The sequence below is a fragment of the Arthrobacter sp. 135MFCol5.1 genome (assembly GCF_000374865.1).
Lineage (GTDB): Bacteria > Actinomycetota > Actinomycetes > Actinomycetales > Micrococcaceae > Arthrobacter.
Window position 1 is genome coordinate 42,090 of sequence record NZ_KB895453.1, and the last position, 16,458, is coordinate 58,547.

Below are 16,458 nucleotides of genomic sequence, written 5' to 3' on the forward strand. Positions count from 1 at the left end.
CAATGAAAGCGACTCCCCGGGGAAACCCCCGCGGCTGAAGATGGGTACTGCCCCGTCAGGGATTGCTGGGATTTCCGGGCGGGGCACCAACCGGTAGTCCGCAGGCGATCCAGCGGCTGAGTTCCCGGCCTGGTTCTGCCTTGAAGGGGTACCTGGATGCCTACGCCGTTGAACCAAAGCGTGGCGGAATCCGCGCTGCTCACCCGCTCGCTCCCGTTGGACATGCTCCGCGCCTTCATCCAGTCCGATGCCGCGGACAACGGGCTCACCCCCGCGCTGCTGGCCGAACTCAAGGTGCTTGCCCGGGTTCCGTCCCTGCTGGTGGCCTGCAACTACGGCGGGACGCTCTGCGAGGCTGAGGGCATCTCCACGGAGATCCTGCCCCTGGGCAACGCGGCGATCGCCCTCCGCGCCCTGGCGGCCCTGCCGAACACGCATGCAGCGATTATTTCCGGCCGGTCCCTGCGCGACCTGGCGGCGGTGTCCCGGCTGCCCGTGGAGGTCCACCTGATCGGGTCGCACGGTGCGGAGACGGACATGGGCTTCGCACATGCCCAGAGCCTGGCCACCGAATCCGTCCTGCTCAAGGTCAACGCCGCGCTCAACGAGGCCGTGGGCTTCCAGGAGGGCATCTGGATCGAACGCAAGCCCGTGGCCGTTTCCGTCCACACCCGGCCCGCGCCGCCGGAGGTGGTGGAATCGGTCACGGAAACCGCCCGGGAAATCGCCCGCCTCCATGGCTTGTTCTTCATCGTGGACGGGTCCGTGCTGGACCTCTCCGTGGTGGAACCGTCCAAGGCGGAGGCACTGGAAAGCCTCCGCTCCCGGCTCGGCGCCAGCGCCGCCATGTTCGCCGGTGACGCCTACAGCGACGAACTGGCCATCGCCACCCTCCGCGGTCCGGACCTGGGACTGCGGGTCGGGCCCGGGGAGACCGCCGCCGCACACCGCGTCCGCGACCCCGAAGCCTTCGCCCGCGTCCTGGCCCTCCTTTTCGAACTGCGCCGGGCCTGGCTGTTCGGTGAGGACGCCGTCGGCCTGGAACGGCACTCGATGATCGGCAACGGCTCCTCCACCGCGCTGCTGACCCCGGACGCGAAGATCTGCTGGATGAGCCACCCGCTGCCGGACTCCGGATCCCTGTTTGCCCATATCCTGGGCGGCGACGCCGCAGGCCACTTCTCCGTGGAACCGGTCAAAGCCTCCCAGGTGCTGGGCCAGCGCTATGTGGACAGCACCATGATCGTCGAAACCCGGTGGGCGGACGTGACGGTAACCGACTACCTGGAGCCCGCCCCGGACGGCATCACCAGCCTGGTGCGGGTGCTCTCCGGCCACGGCGCCGCGAGGATCACCTTCGCGCCCAGGCCGGACTATGCCAACGCCCCGTTCAGCATGGAATCGCGCGGAGAGGAACTGCATGTGGTGGGGACGTCGGATCCCATCATCCTGTTCGCGCCGGGGGTGAGCTTCAGCATCGCCTCGGACGGCATCCACGCCACGGCCACGGCGTCGGTGAACCTGCAGGACGGCCCCGTCGTGTTGAACCTGCGCTGTGGCGATACCGATCCGCAGCCTGCGGATCCCGACGGCGAGACGGAGCGCCGGGCCGGGGTGGCCCTGCAATCGCGCCAGTGGGTGCAGGACCTCGCCCTGCCCTCCGTCAAGCCTTCCCTGGTGCGGCGTTCAGCCCTGGTGCTCCGCGCCCTGGTCCACGAGCCCACGGGCGCCGTCCTCGCCGCACCCACCACGTCCCTGCCCGAGGGCATCGGCGGGACACGGAACTGGGACTACCGCTACTGCTGGCTGCGCGACGGCTCCATGACGGTCAACGCGCTCGTGGACCTGGGCTCCACCGCCGAGGCCGCGGGTTTCCTGGACTGGCTGGGCCGCATCCTCGAACACGCACCCGGCCCCGAATGGCTGCACCCCCTGTACTCGGTGACCGGCGCACCGCTCTCCACGGAAGCCGTCGTCGACAGCCTGCCGGGGTACGCGGGATCCCGCCCGGTGCGGATCGGCAACGCGGCGGACCACCAGGTCCAGCTGGACGTTTTCGGGCCGGTCGCCGAACTGATCCATGCGCTGAGCGGGCGGGAGGGGTCGCTGGAGGACGCCCACTGGGAGCTGATGGTGCAGATGGCATCGGCCGTCCTGGCCCGCTGGCACGAACCGGACCACGGGATCTGGGAGGCCCGGCGCGCGGCCCGCCACCACGTCTACTCGAAGGTGATGTGCTGGGTCACCCTGGACCGGGCCCTGCGGACAGCGGCCCGCCACGGCCGCCGGCCTGACCCTGCATGGGCGCCGGCGGCGGCAACCATCCGCGACGAGGTCCTGCGCGAGGGCTGGGACGAATCGGCCAGGTCCTACACCGTGGCCTACGACAGCCCGGACCTCGACGCCGCCGTCCTGCACATCGGCCTCTCGGGCCTGCTGGACGTCACGGACCAGCGCTTCCTGGAGACCGTCACCGCCGTCGAACGCGAACTCAGGGTGGGTCCCACCGTGTTCCGTTACCGGTACGACGACGGCCTGCCGGGCCTGGAGGGCGGGTTCCACATCTGCACTACGTGGCTGATCGAGGCCTACGTGGCCGTGGGCCGCATCGACGAGGCCTGGGACCTGTTCGACCAGTTGGTGAACCTCTTCGGGCCCACCGGACTGCTCCCGGAGGAATACGATCCCGGCACCGAAACCCACCTCGGCAACCACCCGCAGGCATACTCGCACCTGGGCTTCATCCGCTGCGCCCGGCTCCTGGACGCACACCAGGGCAGGCGGTAGTCCGCTTCCGTCGTGGGTACCTAGAGTGGAGGTAGCAGGGACCCGAAAAGACTGAAACGAGACTGATGATGACTGCCCGCGCCCAGGGAGTGGGGTTCCGTTCCGAGCGGGGCCCGATTCTCATCGCCTTGATGCTGTCCACCGGACTGGTGGCCATCGACTCCACCATCGTCGCCACCGCCGTACCGTCGATCGTCCGCGATGTGGGCGGGTTCTCATCCTTCCCGTGGCTCTTCTCCGCCTACCTGCTGGCCCAGGCGGTCTCGGTGCCCATCTACGGCAAGCTGTCCGACATGACCGGCCGCAAGCCCATCATCCTCACCGGCATTGGGCTGTTCCTGCTTGGCTCGGTCCTCTGCGGCCTGGCATGGAGCATGCCCTCCCTGATTGCCTTCCGGGCCCTGCAGGGACTCGGCGCCGGGGCGGTGCTGCCGGTGTCCGTGACCATCGCCGGCGACATCTACACCCTGCAGGAACGCGCCAAGGTCCAGGGCTACCTGGCCAGCGTGTGGGCGGTCTCCTCGGTGGTGGGTCCCAGCCTGGGCGGCATCTTCTCCGCACTGGGTATCTGGCGCGGCATCTTCCTGGTCAACGTTCCGCTATGCCTGCTGGCCGGCTGGATGCTGGTCCGCACCCTGCACGAGGACGTGGAACGGGCCAAGCACAAGGTGGATTTTGCCGGTGCCGTGCTGCTGGCGGGATCCCTGGGCCTGTTGATCCTCGGCGCCCTCCAAGGCGGCCAGGCGTGGGCGTGGAACTCGCCCATCAGCATTGGCGTGTTCGCGGTGGGTGCCGTGCTGCTGGTCGCGTTCCTCCTGGTGGAGCGGCGTGCGGCGGAGCCCATCCTGCCTTCCTGGGTGGTGTCGCGCCGCCTGCTGGCCACCACCACCCTGGTGTCCTTCGGGGTCGGGTCCGTCATGATCGGCCTGACCTCCTACGTGCCCACCTACCTGGAGGGTGCGCTGTCCTCCTCGCCGCTGGTGGCCGGCCTGGCGCTCGCCGCGCTGACCCTCGGCTGGCCCCTCAGTGCCTCGCAGGCCGGCAAGTTCTACCTGCGGATCGGCTTCAAATCCACGGCCCTGATCGGCATCGCCATTTCCGTGGCGGGCCTGCTCATCCTGTCGCTGACTGCCTCATCTCCCAACGTGGCGCTGATCGCCATCAGCTGCTTCGTCGTCGGGCTCGGCCTGGGCCTGCTGGCCACGCCAACCCTGATCGCCGCCCAGTCCAGCGTCCCCTGGCACGAACGCGGCGTGGTGACCAGCACCAACATGTTTGCCCGGTCCATCGGCAGCGCCCTGGGCGTGGCCGTCTTCGGCGCCGTGGCCAATGCCATCTACGGCGGCAGCAGCGGCGGCGATACCGACCCCGCCACGGTGGTGGCCGCGTCCGGAGCCGTGTTCTTGGCGGCACTGGTGGCCGGGCTGCTTACCGTGGCAGCGGTCCTGGCCATGCCGGCAGTGAAGGCTGACGATGCCGGAAAGGCCGACGGGCAGCCGGTCCCCAGCAGCGCGGAGGGCAGCGCCACCTAGCGTAAACCCGCGGCTGGCGGGGTGCCGCGGCCAGTTGGAAGCTGCGGCTAGCGGGATGCCCGGAAGATGGCAGGTGCGTCCCGCGTCCCGGTGGCAAGGTCCGCGAGGATCCGGCCGATCACGGGCGTGAACTTGAAGCCGTGGCCGGAAAACCCTGCGCCAATCACCACCGGGCCCACCCGGTCCAGGACGAAATCCTCATCCGGGGTGGTGGTGTAGGTGCAGCTGATGGCCTCGAACTGCTCGGGGTCGACGCCGGGCAGCCAGTCCCGCGCGTACCCCTGCAGGGCGGCGAGCTGGGCCGGCTCCGGCAGGAAATCCCGGTGGTCCGGATCCACCACGGGCCCAACACCGTGCCAGCCGGCCTTGATGCCTTCACCGGGGGTCTGCATGCCGTACACGGGGGAGTACCAGCCCTGGTAGTCCGGGCCCGGGTAGTGGTTGAACCCGGGCCACACTGCCCCGGCGTCTGCCACCCGGAAATGCGCCGGCTGCTCCTGCGTGACCCGCAATTTCGGGATCCGCATGGCCGCCGCATCGATCCCGGCGGCGGAGGCCAGCAGCTTCTCCGTCCAGCCGCCCGCCGTCACCACGGCCTGGGCTGCGGTGACCACCTCGGTGCCTCCGGCGGATTCGAGCGTCAGCCGGACGCCGTCGTCGAACACCTTGAAGTCCACCACCTTGGTGTGATGCCGGATCTCGGCGCCCCGGGCCGCCGCCAGCTGCTGGAACACCGGAAGCGCGGCCTCCGGATTGAGCTGCCCGCCGTCGGGCATGTGCAGCACCTGCCGGTCGAAGCGGATGCCGCGCCACCGCTCACCGGCTTCCGCCGGCGCCAGGAACTCGGCGCGGATCCCGGCCGAACCCAGCGCCGCGGCCACCTGCCGCGGATCGAAGCCGGGCCCGTGGTTGACGATGCCCGTACGCGCCAGCAACCGGACGCCGCTCTCCTGCTCCAGCTCCTCCCACAGCGACAAGCCCTCGGCCAGCATGGCCACGTAGTCCGGCTGGTGGTAGCCCGGATTCAGGTTCCGGGTGGCACCGTGCGACGCGCCAATCGTATGCCCGGGGCCAAACTGCTCCACCAGCGTCACCTGGCGGCCGCGGCGGGAGAGCGCCCAGGCGGCCGCGGAGCCCATGGCGCCGCCGCCGATCACCACGGTGTCAAGATTGGTATTCATCAGCCCTCCAAGCTGGGGTGGTGCGGTCAAGAAGCTAGGCCAACAGGAGCGCGACGCCGATCATCGCCGGCACGGCCACCACCGTGGTGATCAGCACGGTATCCTTCGCCACGGTGAGCCCGGTCTGGTAGCGGCTGGCGGCAACGAAGACGTTCTGGGCTGTGGGCAGCGCCGAGGTGACCACCACCGCGAAGAGGGCATGGCCGTCCATTCCCAGCACGAAGCGGGCGAAAACGTACGCAAGGGCCGGCTGGACGGCGAGCTTAAAGCCACTCGCCAGCAGGGTGTCCACGCGGCGCCCGGCGGAGGCCTGCAAGGGGCGGGTGCCGTTCAGGCTCATCCCGAACGCGATCAGCATGGCGGGAATCGCGGCGCCGCCGATCAGGTGGATGGGTTCCATCACCAGCGCCGGGACCTGGAAACCGGTACCGGCCACCACCAGGCCCAGGGCGGAGCCGACGATCATCGGGTTCCGCAGGATCATGAGCACGAACCGCAGGGGAGTGGTGCGGTGGGCGCTGGTGCTTGAATCGAGGACCATGAGGAACATGGGAGTGAAGAACGCCAGCTGGAAGATCAACAAGGGTGCCACGTAGCTGGCGTCCCCCAGGACATATACCGCAATGGGAATACCCAGGTTGGCCGAGTTCGCCAGCGAAGCGGACATGGCGGACATCAATGATTCCGGCAGGGCCCGCTTCAGCCAGAACCGCGCGATCAGGAAAAAGATCGACGCGGTGGTGATTGCGGCCACCGCCGTCACCAGCAGCGGCTGGGCAAAGACTTCATGGAGCCGTGCCTTGCTCAGCGTTTCAAAGAGCAGCGCCGGGCTTGCCACGAAGAAAGTCAGTCCGCTCAGCACCGGCCGGGCGTTCTCGCCGAGGATCTTTTGCCGGCCCACGAACCATCCCACCAGGATGATGCACCAGACCACGAAGAATCCTGCCAGGACCCCTAGCACGGGATCCCTCCGCGGCCGCGGCGGGAGCGTCTACCGGACTTCACGCTCCGGGTTCAGAGGGTGGCGTTGTTCAGCGCGAACGGCGGACGCATCGTGCCGGCGGTGAGGCCCTCGGCGGGGTCGTTGCCCAGCTGGATGATCCGGTTGCCCTGGTCCACGTGGACCACCCGGGGCTCGTACGCCTTCGCTTCCTCGGTGGTCATCTGGGCGTAAGTAATCAGGATGACAATGTCGTTCTCGTGCATGAGGTGCGCCGCTGCACCGTTAATGCCGATCACGCCGGAGCCACGTTCACCGGCGATGGTGTACGTCTCCAGCCGTGCCCCGTTGGTGACGTCCACGATGGACACCAGCTCGCCGGGAAGGATGTCCGCAGCCTCGAGCAGGTCAAGGTCAACGGTGACCGAACCGACGTAGTGAAGGTCGGCGTGCGTGACGGTGGCCCGGTGGATTTTGGACTTGAACATTGTTCGATTCATAACGGATCCAGTCTAGACCTGTGCTCCGTTGCCCGCAGTGACGCAGGAAACACATTGGTCACGGACGACGGCGGCCGGTCACCCGGCGTCGTTCCCCGCCACGGCTGCGGCGGCTGCGGCGAGCGTCTCGCGGGCCGCGAGGATTGCCGGGCGCTGGACGCTGGAGCGGCGGACCGAGGTGAAGATGGTGCGGTGCGGCGTGCCGGGAAGCTCCAGGAGCTGCGCTGTGGTGCCGCGGCCGGTCCACACCAGGTCCGGCATCAGCGCCACCGCGTTGCCGGACTCGATCAGGCGGGCCTGGGCCTGCAGGTCAGCGGTTTCAAAGCGGACATCGGGCTCGAACCCGGCACTGCGGCAGGCCTGCTCCGCCCAGTGCCGGGACGCGGCACCCCGCGGTTCCATGACCCAGGCAAGGTCCGCGGTGTCCGCCAGCGACCGGATGGCCGGGCCGTCGTCGGACGCCGGGGGAACCGCAAGCCGGATGGCGTCGGTGGTCAGCTTAACCCGGTCCAGCTCGGGGTAGCGCGGGGCGGCGTGGCCCGGGTACTGCTCCGCGATCACCAGGTCGAAGTCCCGCGCCCACGTCTCGTGCAGTGCCGTTTCGGGCTCCCGCTGGATCATCTCGATCCGCACCTCGGGGTAGGCGGCGGCCATGCGCGTCAGGGTGTCCGGCATCAGCGCCAGCGCGGCCGACTGGAAGACCGCAATCCGCACCGTGCCGGTCACCGTGGTCAGGGATGCGGCCAGGTCCGCCTCGGCTTGTTCCATGGTTTCGAGCAGTTGCGCGGTGTGCGCCACGAGCACCTCGGCCTGGGGCGTGAGCTGCACCCGGCGGCCGGTTTTGCGGAGCAATTCGACGCCGACTTCCTTCTCCAGGAGCGCGAGCTGCTGCGAGACGGACGACGGGCTGTACTGGAGTGCCTCCGCCACCTCCGCGAGCGTTCCACGGATGCTCAATTCTCGCAGGAGCCGCAGCCGGCGGACGTCAAGCATAGCGGATTCCTAACTGAAACTAACGAATATTGGTTAGAAGGATTCACTTTATCTAATGCAAGCGCCCACGCATACTGTTGGAACCGAGTTACCCCCGTCACAGCCATCCCCTGGCGTGCCGCGGCGGGGTCGCACCCCACAGCAGGAGTTCCTGATGAGTAGAGACATGACCCAGTCGATCATGCGGCGCAAGCCCATCGACGACATCGAAGAAGAAAGCAAACACAGCGGCCTTTTCAAGTCCCTCGGGCTGTGGCAGCTCACCGCCATCGGTGTTGGCGGCATTATCGGCGTCGGCATCTTCTCCCTCGCGGGACTGGTGGCGGCCGGCAGCGACGGAACTCCCGGGGTGGGGCCCGCGGTGCTGATCTCGTTCCTGATCGCAGGCCTCGCCTCAGCGGCCGCCGCCCTCTCCTACGCGGAATTCGCGGGCATGATCCCACGTGCCGGTTCCGCCTACACCTATGGCTACGTAGCGCTCGGCGAGGTGATCGGCTGGTTCATCGGCTGGGACCTGCTGCTGGAATACATTGCCATCGTCGCCGTGGTGGCCATCGGCATCTCCGGCTACCTTGACGCCTTCCTCGCCGGCATCGGCATCCACCTGCCGGCCGCGGTCACCTCCACCTTTGACGAAGGCAAGGGCGGCATCGTCAACATTCCCGCCATCCTGGTCTGCCTCCTGGTCACCTGGATCCTCTCCCGCGGCACCAAGGCGTTCGGCCGGTTTGAACTCGTGGCGGTGGGCATCAAGGTGGTCCTGATCCTCTTCATCATCGGGCTGGGCGTCTTCTACATCGACACCAACAACTACAACCCGTTCATGCCCAGCGGCTTCGGCCCCGTGGTTGCCGGCTCCGCCACCGTCTTCTTCGCCGTGTTCGGCTACGACGCCATGAGCACCGCGGCCGAGGAAGCCAAGGACGGCAAGAAGCACATGCCCAAGGCCATCGTGCTCTCACTCATCATTGCCATGCTGCTGTACGTTGCCGCCACGCTTGTCCTCACCGGCATGCAGAACTACAAGGACATCGACCCTAAGGCGGGCTTCGCCTCCGCGTTCACGTCCGTTGGGCTGCCGGTTATTGCCACCATCATTTCGGTGTTCGCCGTGCTGTCCATCCTCACCGTGATGCTCACCTTCCTCCTGGGCGTGACCCGCGTGTGGTTCTCCATGAGCCGCGACGGCCTGCTGCCGGGCTGGTTCGCCAAGACGGACCGCAACGGTACCCCCCAGCGCGTCACCTGGATCGGCGGCATCGCGTCCGCCTTCCTGGCCGGCGTCTTCCCCATCAAGGCGGTCGCGGACCTGACCAATATCGGCATCCTGGCCGCGTTCGTCGTCGTCTGCCTGTCCGTGATCATCTTCCGTTACAAGCGGCCGGACGCGCCCCGTACCTTCCGCCTGCCCCTGATGCCCGTGATCCCGGCCTTCGGCGTGCTCGCCTCGGCCTTCCTGATGCTGCAGCTGCACTGGGAAACCTGGCTGCGGTTTGTGGTGTGGCTCATCATCGGCCTGGTGATCTACTTCGGCTACGGACGCAAGCACTCGCTGATGAACCCCAACAGCCCGCGCCACCAGGAGCTCGCGGACACGCACCGCCCCCTGTCCTGACCCCTTCCCGACGCCCGCTCACATCCGACCGTTATTCCTGAGACGCCCGCTCACATCTGGCGGCGGTTCCTGAAACGCCCGCTCACATCTTGCAAGAACAGGGGACCCTACTGCGCATCACGTGCAGGAGGGTTTCGCTGTTTAGTCGCAGAATGTGAGCGGGCGTTTGGAATTTATTCGCAGGATCTGAGCGGGGGTTGGGGTTTTGAGTGTCAAAGGTGAGCGGGGGTTGGGGTTTTGAGTGTCAAAGGTGAGCGGGGGTTGGGGGAGGGGCTAAAAGATTGGTTTTCCTAACCTGTATTGGTTGGAAAAGATCGCTTTATCTTATGTGATTCGAAGCTCATACTGGTGGAAAGACCTCCTCCCAACCCCAGGAAAGAACGGGAAAACCATGACCCACGTTGCAATGGAACCGGCAGCCCCCGTCGCTGCCACGGCGCAGACGGTCGACGTCGACGTCCCCCAGGCGAAGGCACTCGCCGACGAAGCGGTCGCCTTGGTCCGCCGCTGGCTCACCGAAGCGTCGAAGGTTCCGGTCGACGCCTCCGCCCAACAGCTCGCCGGCGTGCTGAAAGACCCCAACGGCCTGGAGTTCACCGTTGGATTCGTGGACGGCGTGGTCCGCCCCGAGGACCTGAACGTCGCCGCCCGCAACCTGGCCGCACTGGCCCCCAAGGTTCCGGCCTTCCTGCCCTGGTACATGCGCCGCGCCGTGGCTCTCGGCGGGACCATGGCCCCCGTCCTGCCCCGGGTTGTCATCCCCGTGGCCCGCAAGGTCCTGCGCGAAATGGTGGGCCACCTGATCGTTGACGCCACCGATGCCAAGCTGGGTCCGGCCATCGCAAAGATCAAGAAGGACGGCATCAAGCTCAACGTCAACCTGCTCGGCGAGGCAGTCCTCGGCGAGCACGAGGCCTCCCGCCGGCTGGAAGGCACGCACACCCTGCTGGCCCGCCCCGACGTCGACTACGTTTCCATCAAGGTCTCCTCCACCGTGGCCCCGCACTCGGCCTGGGCCTTCGAGGAAGCCGTGGAGCACGTCGTCGACAAGCTCACCCCGCTGTTCCGGCGCGCTGCCTCCTTCGCGGGCCCCGGCAGGAAGGCCAAGTTCATCAACCTGGACATGGAGGAGTACAAGGACCTGGATATGACCATCGCGGTCTTCACCAGGATCCTGGACAATCCGGAGTTCAAGGACCTCGAAGCCGGCATCGTGCTCCAGGCCTACCTCCCGGACGCACTGTCCGCCATGATCCGGCTGCAGGACTGGGCCGCCGCGCGCCGCGCCAACGGCGGGGCCGGCATCAAGGTCCGCGTGGTCAAGGGCGCCAACCTCCCCATGGAGCAGGTGGAATCCTCGCTGCACGACTGGCCGCTGGCCACCTGGGGCTCCAAGCAGGACTCCGATACCAGCTACAAGCGGGTCATCAACTATGCGCTGCACCCGGACCGGATCAAGAACATCCGGATCGGCGTGGCCGGCCACAACCTCTTCGACATCGCCTTCGCCTGGCTGCTGGCCAAGCAGCGCGGCATCGCGGATACCGCAGAACAGGGTATCGAATTCGAGATGCTGCTGGGCATGGCGCAGGGCCAGGCCGAAGCCGTCAAAAAGGACGTCGGCTCCCTGCTGCTCTACACCCCGGTGGTGCACCCGGCCGAGTTTGACGTCGCCATCGCCTACCTGATCCGCCGCCTCGAAGAGGGCGCCAGCCAGGAAAACTTCATGTCGGCAGTGTTCGAGCTCAGCGAGAACGAGGGACTGTTCGAGCGGGAAAAGCAGCGGTTCCTGTCCTCGCTGGACGCCCTGGACAACACCGTTCCGCTGCCCAACCGCAGGCAGGACCGGAACCAGGCCCCGGAGGCCCTGCCGCACACCGGATTCCGGAACACCCCCGATACCGACCCCGCGCTGCCGGCCAATCGCACCTGGGGCCGGGCCATCCTGGAACGCGTCCCGTCCTCCACCCTGGGCAACGCCGCTGTTGAGGCCGCCTTCATCAACGGCGAAGCCGCGCTCAACACCGCCATCGAAACCGCCGTGGAAAAGGGCAAAGCCTGGGGCAAGCTTTCCGGCAACGAGCGCGCCGAGATCCTGCACCGCGCCGGCGACATCCTCGAGGCCCGCCGCGCCGATCTCCTCGAGGTGATGGCCAGCGAGACCGGGAAGACGATCGACCAGGGCGATCCCGAGGTCAGCGAGGCCATCGACTTCGCGCACTACTACGCCGAGTCCGCACGCAAGCTGGACACGGTCGACGGCGCCACGTTCGTCCCAGCCAAGCTCACCGTCGTCACACCGCCATGGAACTTCCCGGTCGCCATCCCCGCAGGCTCCACGCTTGCGGCACTCGCCGCCGGGTCCGCCGTCGTGATCAAGCCCGCCAAGCAGGCCGCCCGCAGCGGTGCCGTGATGGTCGAAGCCCTGTGGGAAGCCGGCGTCCCCAAGGACGTCCTGATCATGGTGCAGCTGGGGGAGCGGGAGCTCGGCCGCCAGCTGATCAGCCACCCGGCCGTGGACCGCGTGATCCTCACCGGCGGCTACGAGACCGCCGAACTGTTCCGCTCGTTCCGCAAGGACCTGCCGCTGCTGGCCGAAACCAGCGGCAAGAACGCCATCATCGTCACCCCCAGCGCCGACCTGGACCTGGCAGCCAAGGACGTGGCCTACTCCGCGTTCGGCCACGCCGGCCAGAAATGCTCCGCGGCCTCGCTGGTGATCCTGGTGGGCTCCGTGGCCACGTCCAAGCGGTTCCACAACCAGCTGATCGACGCCGTCACCTCACTCAAGGTGGGCTACCCGCAGGATCCCACCAGCCAGATGGGCCCCATCATAGAGCCCGCCAACGGCAAGCTCCTCAACGCGCTCACCACGCTGGGCGAGGGCGAAAGCTGGGCCGTGGAACCGAAGAAGCTGGATGGCACCGGGCGGCTGTGGAGCCCCGGCGTGCGGTACGGCGTCAAGCGCGGCTCCTACTTCCACCTGACCGAGTTCTTCGGCCCGGTCCTGGGTGTGATGACCGCTGCGACGCTGGAAGAAGCCATCGCCATCCAGAACCAGATCGAATACGGACTCACGGCGGGCCTGCACTCGCTCAACACGGAGGAACTCGGCATCTGGCTGGACACCATCCAGGCCGGCAACCTCTATGTGAACCGCGGCATCACCGGCGCCATCGTGCAGCGCCAGCCCTTCGGCGGTTGGAAGAAGTCAGCCGTCGGAGCCGGCACCAAGGCGGGCGGCCCGAACTACCTGGCAGGCCTGGGCGACTGGGTTCCTGCCACCAGCACCGCCACCGCCCCGGTGACCCACGCGGGTGTCCGCCGGGTCCTGGACGCAGCCGCACCGGTTCTTGGCGCCGCAGCGCTGGAATCGGTCCAGCGGGCACTGGCGTCCGACGCCGAGGCCTGGGCCGGGGAGTTCGGCACCGCCAAGGACGTCTCGGGCTTGAGCGCGGAACGCAACGTCTTCCGCTACCGGAACCTCCCCGTCACGATCCGCCTGTCCGATGGTGCTCCGCTGGCGCACCTCGTCCGGACCGTGGCGGCCGGCGTGCTGGCGGGCTCCGCGCTCACCGTTTCCACCGCCGTCGAACTTCCGGCCCAGCTGCGTGCCGTGCTCACCGCACAGGATATTGGAGTGACGGTGGAGTCCGACGCCGGCTGGCTGGCTTCGGCAGGACGCCTCGCCTCCGCGGGCAAGCTGTCCGGCGGCCGCATCCGCCTGATCGGCGGCGATGCATCCGCCCTTGCCGAGGCGACCGGCGGACGGCCCGACCTTGCGGTGTACGCCCATCCGGTCACGGAGGCCGGGCGGGTGGAGTTGCTGCCGTTCCTGCACGAGCAGGCCGTCAGCATCACCGCCCACCGGTTCGGAACCCCGAACCACCTCTCCGACGCACTGATCTGAGCCACTGAGGCTCTGATCCCTGGCAACCCGCGCGCCGCAGCCAGGCGCAAGGAAAGGCCGGGCAGCCACTGAATGGTGGCTGCCCGGCCTTGTCTCTTTAATGCAATGTGTCTGGCCGGTTTCTTTAGCCCAAGTACCAGCCGGGCGGCGTCCAGGTCACTGGGACGTTGTGGGCCGAGAATTCCTCGCAGTGGGTGCAGGTGTAGGCCACTTCGCCCAGTGCGGCCACGCTGCCGTCGCGACGGTACGTGGGGGGAATATAGGACTCAAGGTAGACGAATTCGTCGGTCCGGCACTTGTCGCAGGTGGGTTTGCCGACGTATCCGGTATCAACCGAAGCCCGTCCGCTGCCGAGGGTGCTCTGGCGGGTGGAAGGCCGTGCCTCGGCGTACGGGCGTGCGTGCGCGGAGTTGAGATGGGTGTTCCTGGCTGTCGTCATTGGCTGCCTGTCCCAAACGCGGCCGGCATGCGGACGCGCGTCTGTGTTGGTGAACGCGGCCTGCTGCTTGACCTTGGTAACAGAGCATAGAGGATGGCACCTCCCCTATCAATGGACACGGTCCCCCTAATCCCGCCAAATGCTGGAATTCGGGCTTCCGCGGGGTTAGGTTTGGCGGTTAATGGTCCTGCCAACGATCGATTGGGTGAGGGCGTCAATTACCTCTGAGTTTGCCAGCGGATTGCGGATCAAGGTGAAGTCCACATCTCCCACCGCGGGCAGGTCGAAGCGCCGGGTGATGATCTTCAGGTCATCCGGGACCAGTGACGTGGGCATGACGGCAACGCCGATGCCCGCCCGGACGGCCGCGAGCACCCCGCTGATCTGGCGGGTGGTGCAGGTGATCCGCCAGGTCCGGCCGTGGGCTTCCAAGGCATCGATGGCCAGTTTCCGGCTGAGGCTGGGGGACGGGTAGGCGATCAACGGCACGGGCGTTCCGGGTTCCAGTGACGTTTGTTCAAGGCCCACCCACGAGAACGAATCGTGCTGGACCACCGTGCCGTCCTTCGCCCCGGCCACCCACTTCACGAAGACCAGGTCCAGTTGGCCGGCGTTGAGTTTTCGGTAGAGCTGGTCACTTTGGCCCACCGTGAGTTCCAGGTTGATCTGCGGATAGATCTGCCGGAATTCGCGCAGGATCCGCGGCAGGCCGGTGATGGCGAGATCATCCGCCGTGCCGAACCGCAGCCGCCCGCGCATTGCGGACCCGGAAAAGTAGCGCGCGGCTGCATCGTGGGCCGCGAGGATATTCCGGGCAAATCCGGCCATGGCGTCGCCGTTGTCGGTGAGCCGCACGTCCCTGGTGTCCCTGGCGATCAAGCTGCGCTTGGCGGCCGTTTCAAGCTTGCGGATGTGCTGGCTGATGGTGGGCTGCGCCAGCCCCAGGCGTTCGGCGGCCTTGGTGAAGCTCAGGGTATCGGCCACCGCAAGGAAGGATCGCAGTTGGGCTGGTTCAAACATCTCGTGGCTCCCGCGGCATTCACAGTCGGCGTGTATTGCGTTTTGCAATACGAGTTATAGGGACCATACCGCTCCATAATTGGCTCCGCCAGCCTAGCGTTAAGGACATCCCAGACCGCCCGCAATTTTGAGGACACACCTGTGGCACCCCCACCGCCTTCGTCGGCCTCCGTCACCCAGCCAGTTATCGACGCGGCGGGCTCAGCGCCGCCGGACAACCAGACCCAGCCGCTCGCCGTCGTCCCTGAAAAGCTGCCTTGGCGGCACACCTTCATCTCGCTGAAAGTGCCCAACTTCCGGATCTTCGCCATGGGCCACTTCATCGCCGTCATCGCCATCTGGATGCAGCGCATCGCCCAGGACTGGCTGGTGCTGCAGCTCTCGGGATCCGTGACGGCCGTGGGGTTCACGGTGGCCCTGCAGTTCATGCCGTCCCTGGTGCTTGGCCCCTGGGGCGGGATGATCGCGGACAGGTTCGCCAAACGGAAGATCCTGATCCTGTGCCAGAGCGTGGCCGCCGTCCTTGCGGCGGCGCTGGCCGTCCTGGCCCTGACCGGCGTGATCATGGTGTGGCACGTCTACGTCATCGCGTTTGTCCTGGGCCTGGTGACCGTCCTTGACCAGCCCGCCCGCCAGGTGTTCGTCAACGAGCTCGTGGGCCCCAGGTACTTGCGGAACGCCATCAGCGTCAACTCCACCACCTTCCAGCTGGGCGGCCTGATCGGGCCGGCCATCGCGGGGCTGCTCCTGACGGCGGTGGGGGCCGGCTGGGCGTTCGCGGCGAACGCGCTGGCCTGCTGCTCCACGGTGACCATGCTCCTGCTCCTGCGCAAGGACCAGCTTTTCGTCAGCGCCCCGACGCCCAAAAGCAAGGGCATGCTCCGGGAGGGGCTGCGCTACGCCCTGAGCAAGCCCACCATTTACTGGCCATGGCTCATGGCCGGGTTCATCGCGGTGTTCGCCATGAGCCTGCCGGTGCTGCTTGCCGCGTTCGCGGACCACGTCTACCAGGTGGGGGCCGGCGGGTATGGCCTCCTCAACGCCCTGGTGGCACTCGGGGCACTGTTCGGCGCCGTGGCGTCCACCCGGCGTCGGCAGTTGCGCCTGCGGTCCGTGGTGTTCTGCGCCGGGATGTACGGACTGATGCTCTGCCTGGCTGCCCTTGCCCCGTCCATGGTGTGGTTCGGGGCGGTCATGGTCCTGTCCGGGTTCTGGTGCCTGATGTTCCTCACCGGGTCCAACCAACTGGTGCAGGTCAGTTCCAACATGGCCATCCGCGGCCGGGTCATGAGCCTGTACATCATGGTGCTGATCGGCGGCCAGGCGCTGGGCGGGCCCATGCTGGGCTGGATCGCCGAGCATGTGAACCCGCACGCCGCGCTGCTGGTGTCCGGTGGCGTACCCGCGCTGGCCGCGTTGTCGGTGGGGGCCGTGCTGGCCCGCAAGGGCGGCCTGCAGCTCCGGATGGACCTGAAGGGGCGCCACCCGTTGCGGATCGTCAGCCGGCACGCCGGCGCCTAAAACCCCGGCGCCCCAAAAAC

General features: G+C 67.4%; 11 protein-coding genes. 5 read left to right on the forward strand and 6 right to left on the reverse strand.

What is annotated here, in order from left to right; genetic code table 11:
* Nucleotides 1-156: 156 nt before the first annotated feature.
* Nucleotides 157-2,787 carry a trehalase-like domain-containing protein gene (locus C563_RS0103790; protein ID WP_026264345.1) on the forward strand — a complete coding sequence of 877 codons (2,631 nt, stop codon included), beginning with the start codon at nucleotides 157-159 and terminating at the stop codon, nucleotides 2,785-2,787.
* 65 nt (nucleotides 2,788-2,852) lie between these two features.
* Entirely contained in the window at nucleotides 2,853-4,319 is a 1,467-nt protein-coding gene (locus C563_RS0103795; protein WP_018760703.1) for an MFS transporter, read from the forward strand.
* A gap of 47 nt (nucleotides 4,320-4,366) precedes the next feature.
* On the opposite strand, the gene C563_RS0103800 is transcribed toward C563_RS0103795, so the two are convergent.
* The 4 genes from C563_RS0103800 to C563_RS0103815 all read right to left on the reverse strand — a co-directional run bounded on the left by C563_RS0103800 (nucleotide 4,367) and on the right by C563_RS0103815 (nucleotide 7,933).
* A complete protein-coding gene (locus C563_RS0103800) occupies nucleotides 4,367-5,500 on the reverse strand; it encodes an FAD-dependent oxidoreductase (protein ID WP_018760704.1) in 1,134 nt (377 codons plus the stop codon).
* Nucleotides 5,501-5,534: 34 nt separating this feature from the next.
* Entirely contained in the window at nucleotides 5,535-6,461 is a 927-nt protein-coding gene (locus tag C563_RS0103805) for an AEC family transporter (RefSeq protein WP_026264346.1), read from the reverse strand.
* Nucleotides 6,462-6,514: 53 nt separating this feature from the next.
* The gene (gene panD / locus C563_RS0103810) at nucleotides 6,515-6,940 is read right to left on the reverse strand and encodes an aspartate 1-decarboxylase (RefSeq protein WP_026264347.1); all 426 of its coding nucleotides are present in this window, start codon (nucleotides 6,938-6,940) and stop codon (nucleotides 6,515-6,517) included.
* A 78-nt stretch (nucleotides 6,941-7,018) separates the two neighbouring features.
* Nucleotides 7,019-7,933, reverse strand: coding sequence for a LysR substrate-binding domain-containing protein (locus C563_RS0103815; protein WP_018760707.1), 915 nt, complete (start codon nucleotides 7,931-7,933; stop codon nucleotides 7,019-7,021).
* Nucleotides 7,934-8,099: 166 nt separating this feature from the next.
* Here C563_RS0103815 and C563_RS0103820 point away from each other — a divergent pair, with 166 nt between their 5' ends.
* Together C563_RS0103820 and C563_RS0103825 are read left to right on the forward strand one after the other, a co-directional pair.
* The gene (locus tag C563_RS0103820; protein ID WP_018760708.1) at nucleotides 8,100-9,548 is read left to right on the forward strand and encodes an amino acid permease; all 1,449 of its coding nucleotides are present in this window, start codon (nucleotides 8,100-8,102) and stop codon (nucleotides 9,546-9,548) included.
* A 391-nt stretch (nucleotides 9,549-9,939) separates the two neighbouring features.
* A complete protein-coding gene (locus tag C563_RS0103825) occupies nucleotides 9,940-13,458 on the forward strand; it encodes a bifunctional proline dehydrogenase/L-glutamate gamma-semialdehyde dehydrogenase (protein WP_018760709.1) in 3,519 nt (1,172 codons plus the stop codon).
* A gap of 124 nt (nucleotides 13,459-13,582) precedes the next feature.
* On the opposite strand, the gene C563_RS0103830 is transcribed toward C563_RS0103825, so the two are convergent.
* Together C563_RS0103830 and C563_RS0103835 are read right to left on the reverse strand one after the other, a co-directional pair.
* Entirely contained in the window at nucleotides 13,583-13,897 is a 315-nt protein-coding gene (locus tag C563_RS0103830) for a hypothetical protein (protein ID WP_018760710.1), read from the reverse strand.
* 165 nt (nucleotides 13,898-14,062) lie between these two features.
* Entirely contained in the window at nucleotides 14,063-14,917 is an 855-nt protein-coding gene (locus C563_RS0103835) for a LysR substrate-binding domain-containing protein (protein ID WP_018760711.1), read from the reverse strand.
* 141 nt (nucleotides 14,918-15,058) lie between these two features.
* Here C563_RS0103835 and C563_RS0103840 point away from each other — a divergent pair, with 141 nt between their 5' ends.
* Nucleotides 15,059-16,438, forward strand: coding sequence for an MFS transporter (locus tag C563_RS0103840; protein ID WP_018760712.1), 1,380 nt, complete (start codon nucleotides 15,059-15,061; stop codon nucleotides 16,436-16,438).
* The last annotated feature ends 20 nt before the right edge of the window (nucleotides 16,439-16,458 follow it).

Bases quoted from the DNA above. Each gene is read 5' to 3' on its own strand.
- C563_RS0103790 (WP_026264345.1), top strand. From the start codon at position 157: ATGCCTACGCCGTTGAACCAAAGCGTGGCGGAATCCGCGCTGCTCACC.
- C563_RS0103795 (WP_018760703.1), top strand. From the start codon at position 2,853: ATGATGACTGCCCGCGCCCAGGGAGTGGGGTTCCGTTCCGAGCGGGGC.
- C563_RS0103800 (WP_018760704.1), bottom strand. From the start codon at position 5,500: ATGAATACCAATCTTGACACCGTGGTGATCGGCGGCGGCGCCATGGGC.
- panD (WP_026264347.1), bottom strand. From the start codon at position 6,940: ATGAATCGAACAATGTTCAAGTCCAAAATCCACCGGGCCACCGTCACG.
- C563_RS0103815 (WP_018760707.1), bottom strand. From the start codon at position 7,933: ATGCTTGACGTCCGCCGGCTGCGGCTCCTGCGAGAATTGAGCATCCGT.
- C563_RS0103820 (WP_018760708.1), top strand. From the start codon at position 8,100: ATGACCCAGTCGATCATGCGGCGCAAGCCCATCGACGACATCGAAGAA.
- C563_RS0103825 (WP_018760709.1), top strand. From the start codon at position 9,940: ATGACCCACGTTGCAATGGAACCGGCAGCCCCCGTCGCTGCCACGGCG.
- C563_RS0103830 (WP_018760710.1), bottom strand. From the start codon at position 13,897: ATGACGACAGCCAGGAACACCCATCTCAACTCCGCGCACGCACGCCCG.
- C563_RS0103835 (WP_018760711.1), bottom strand. From the start codon at position 14,917: ATGTTTGAACCAGCCCAACTGCGATCCTTCCTTGCGGTGGCCGATACC.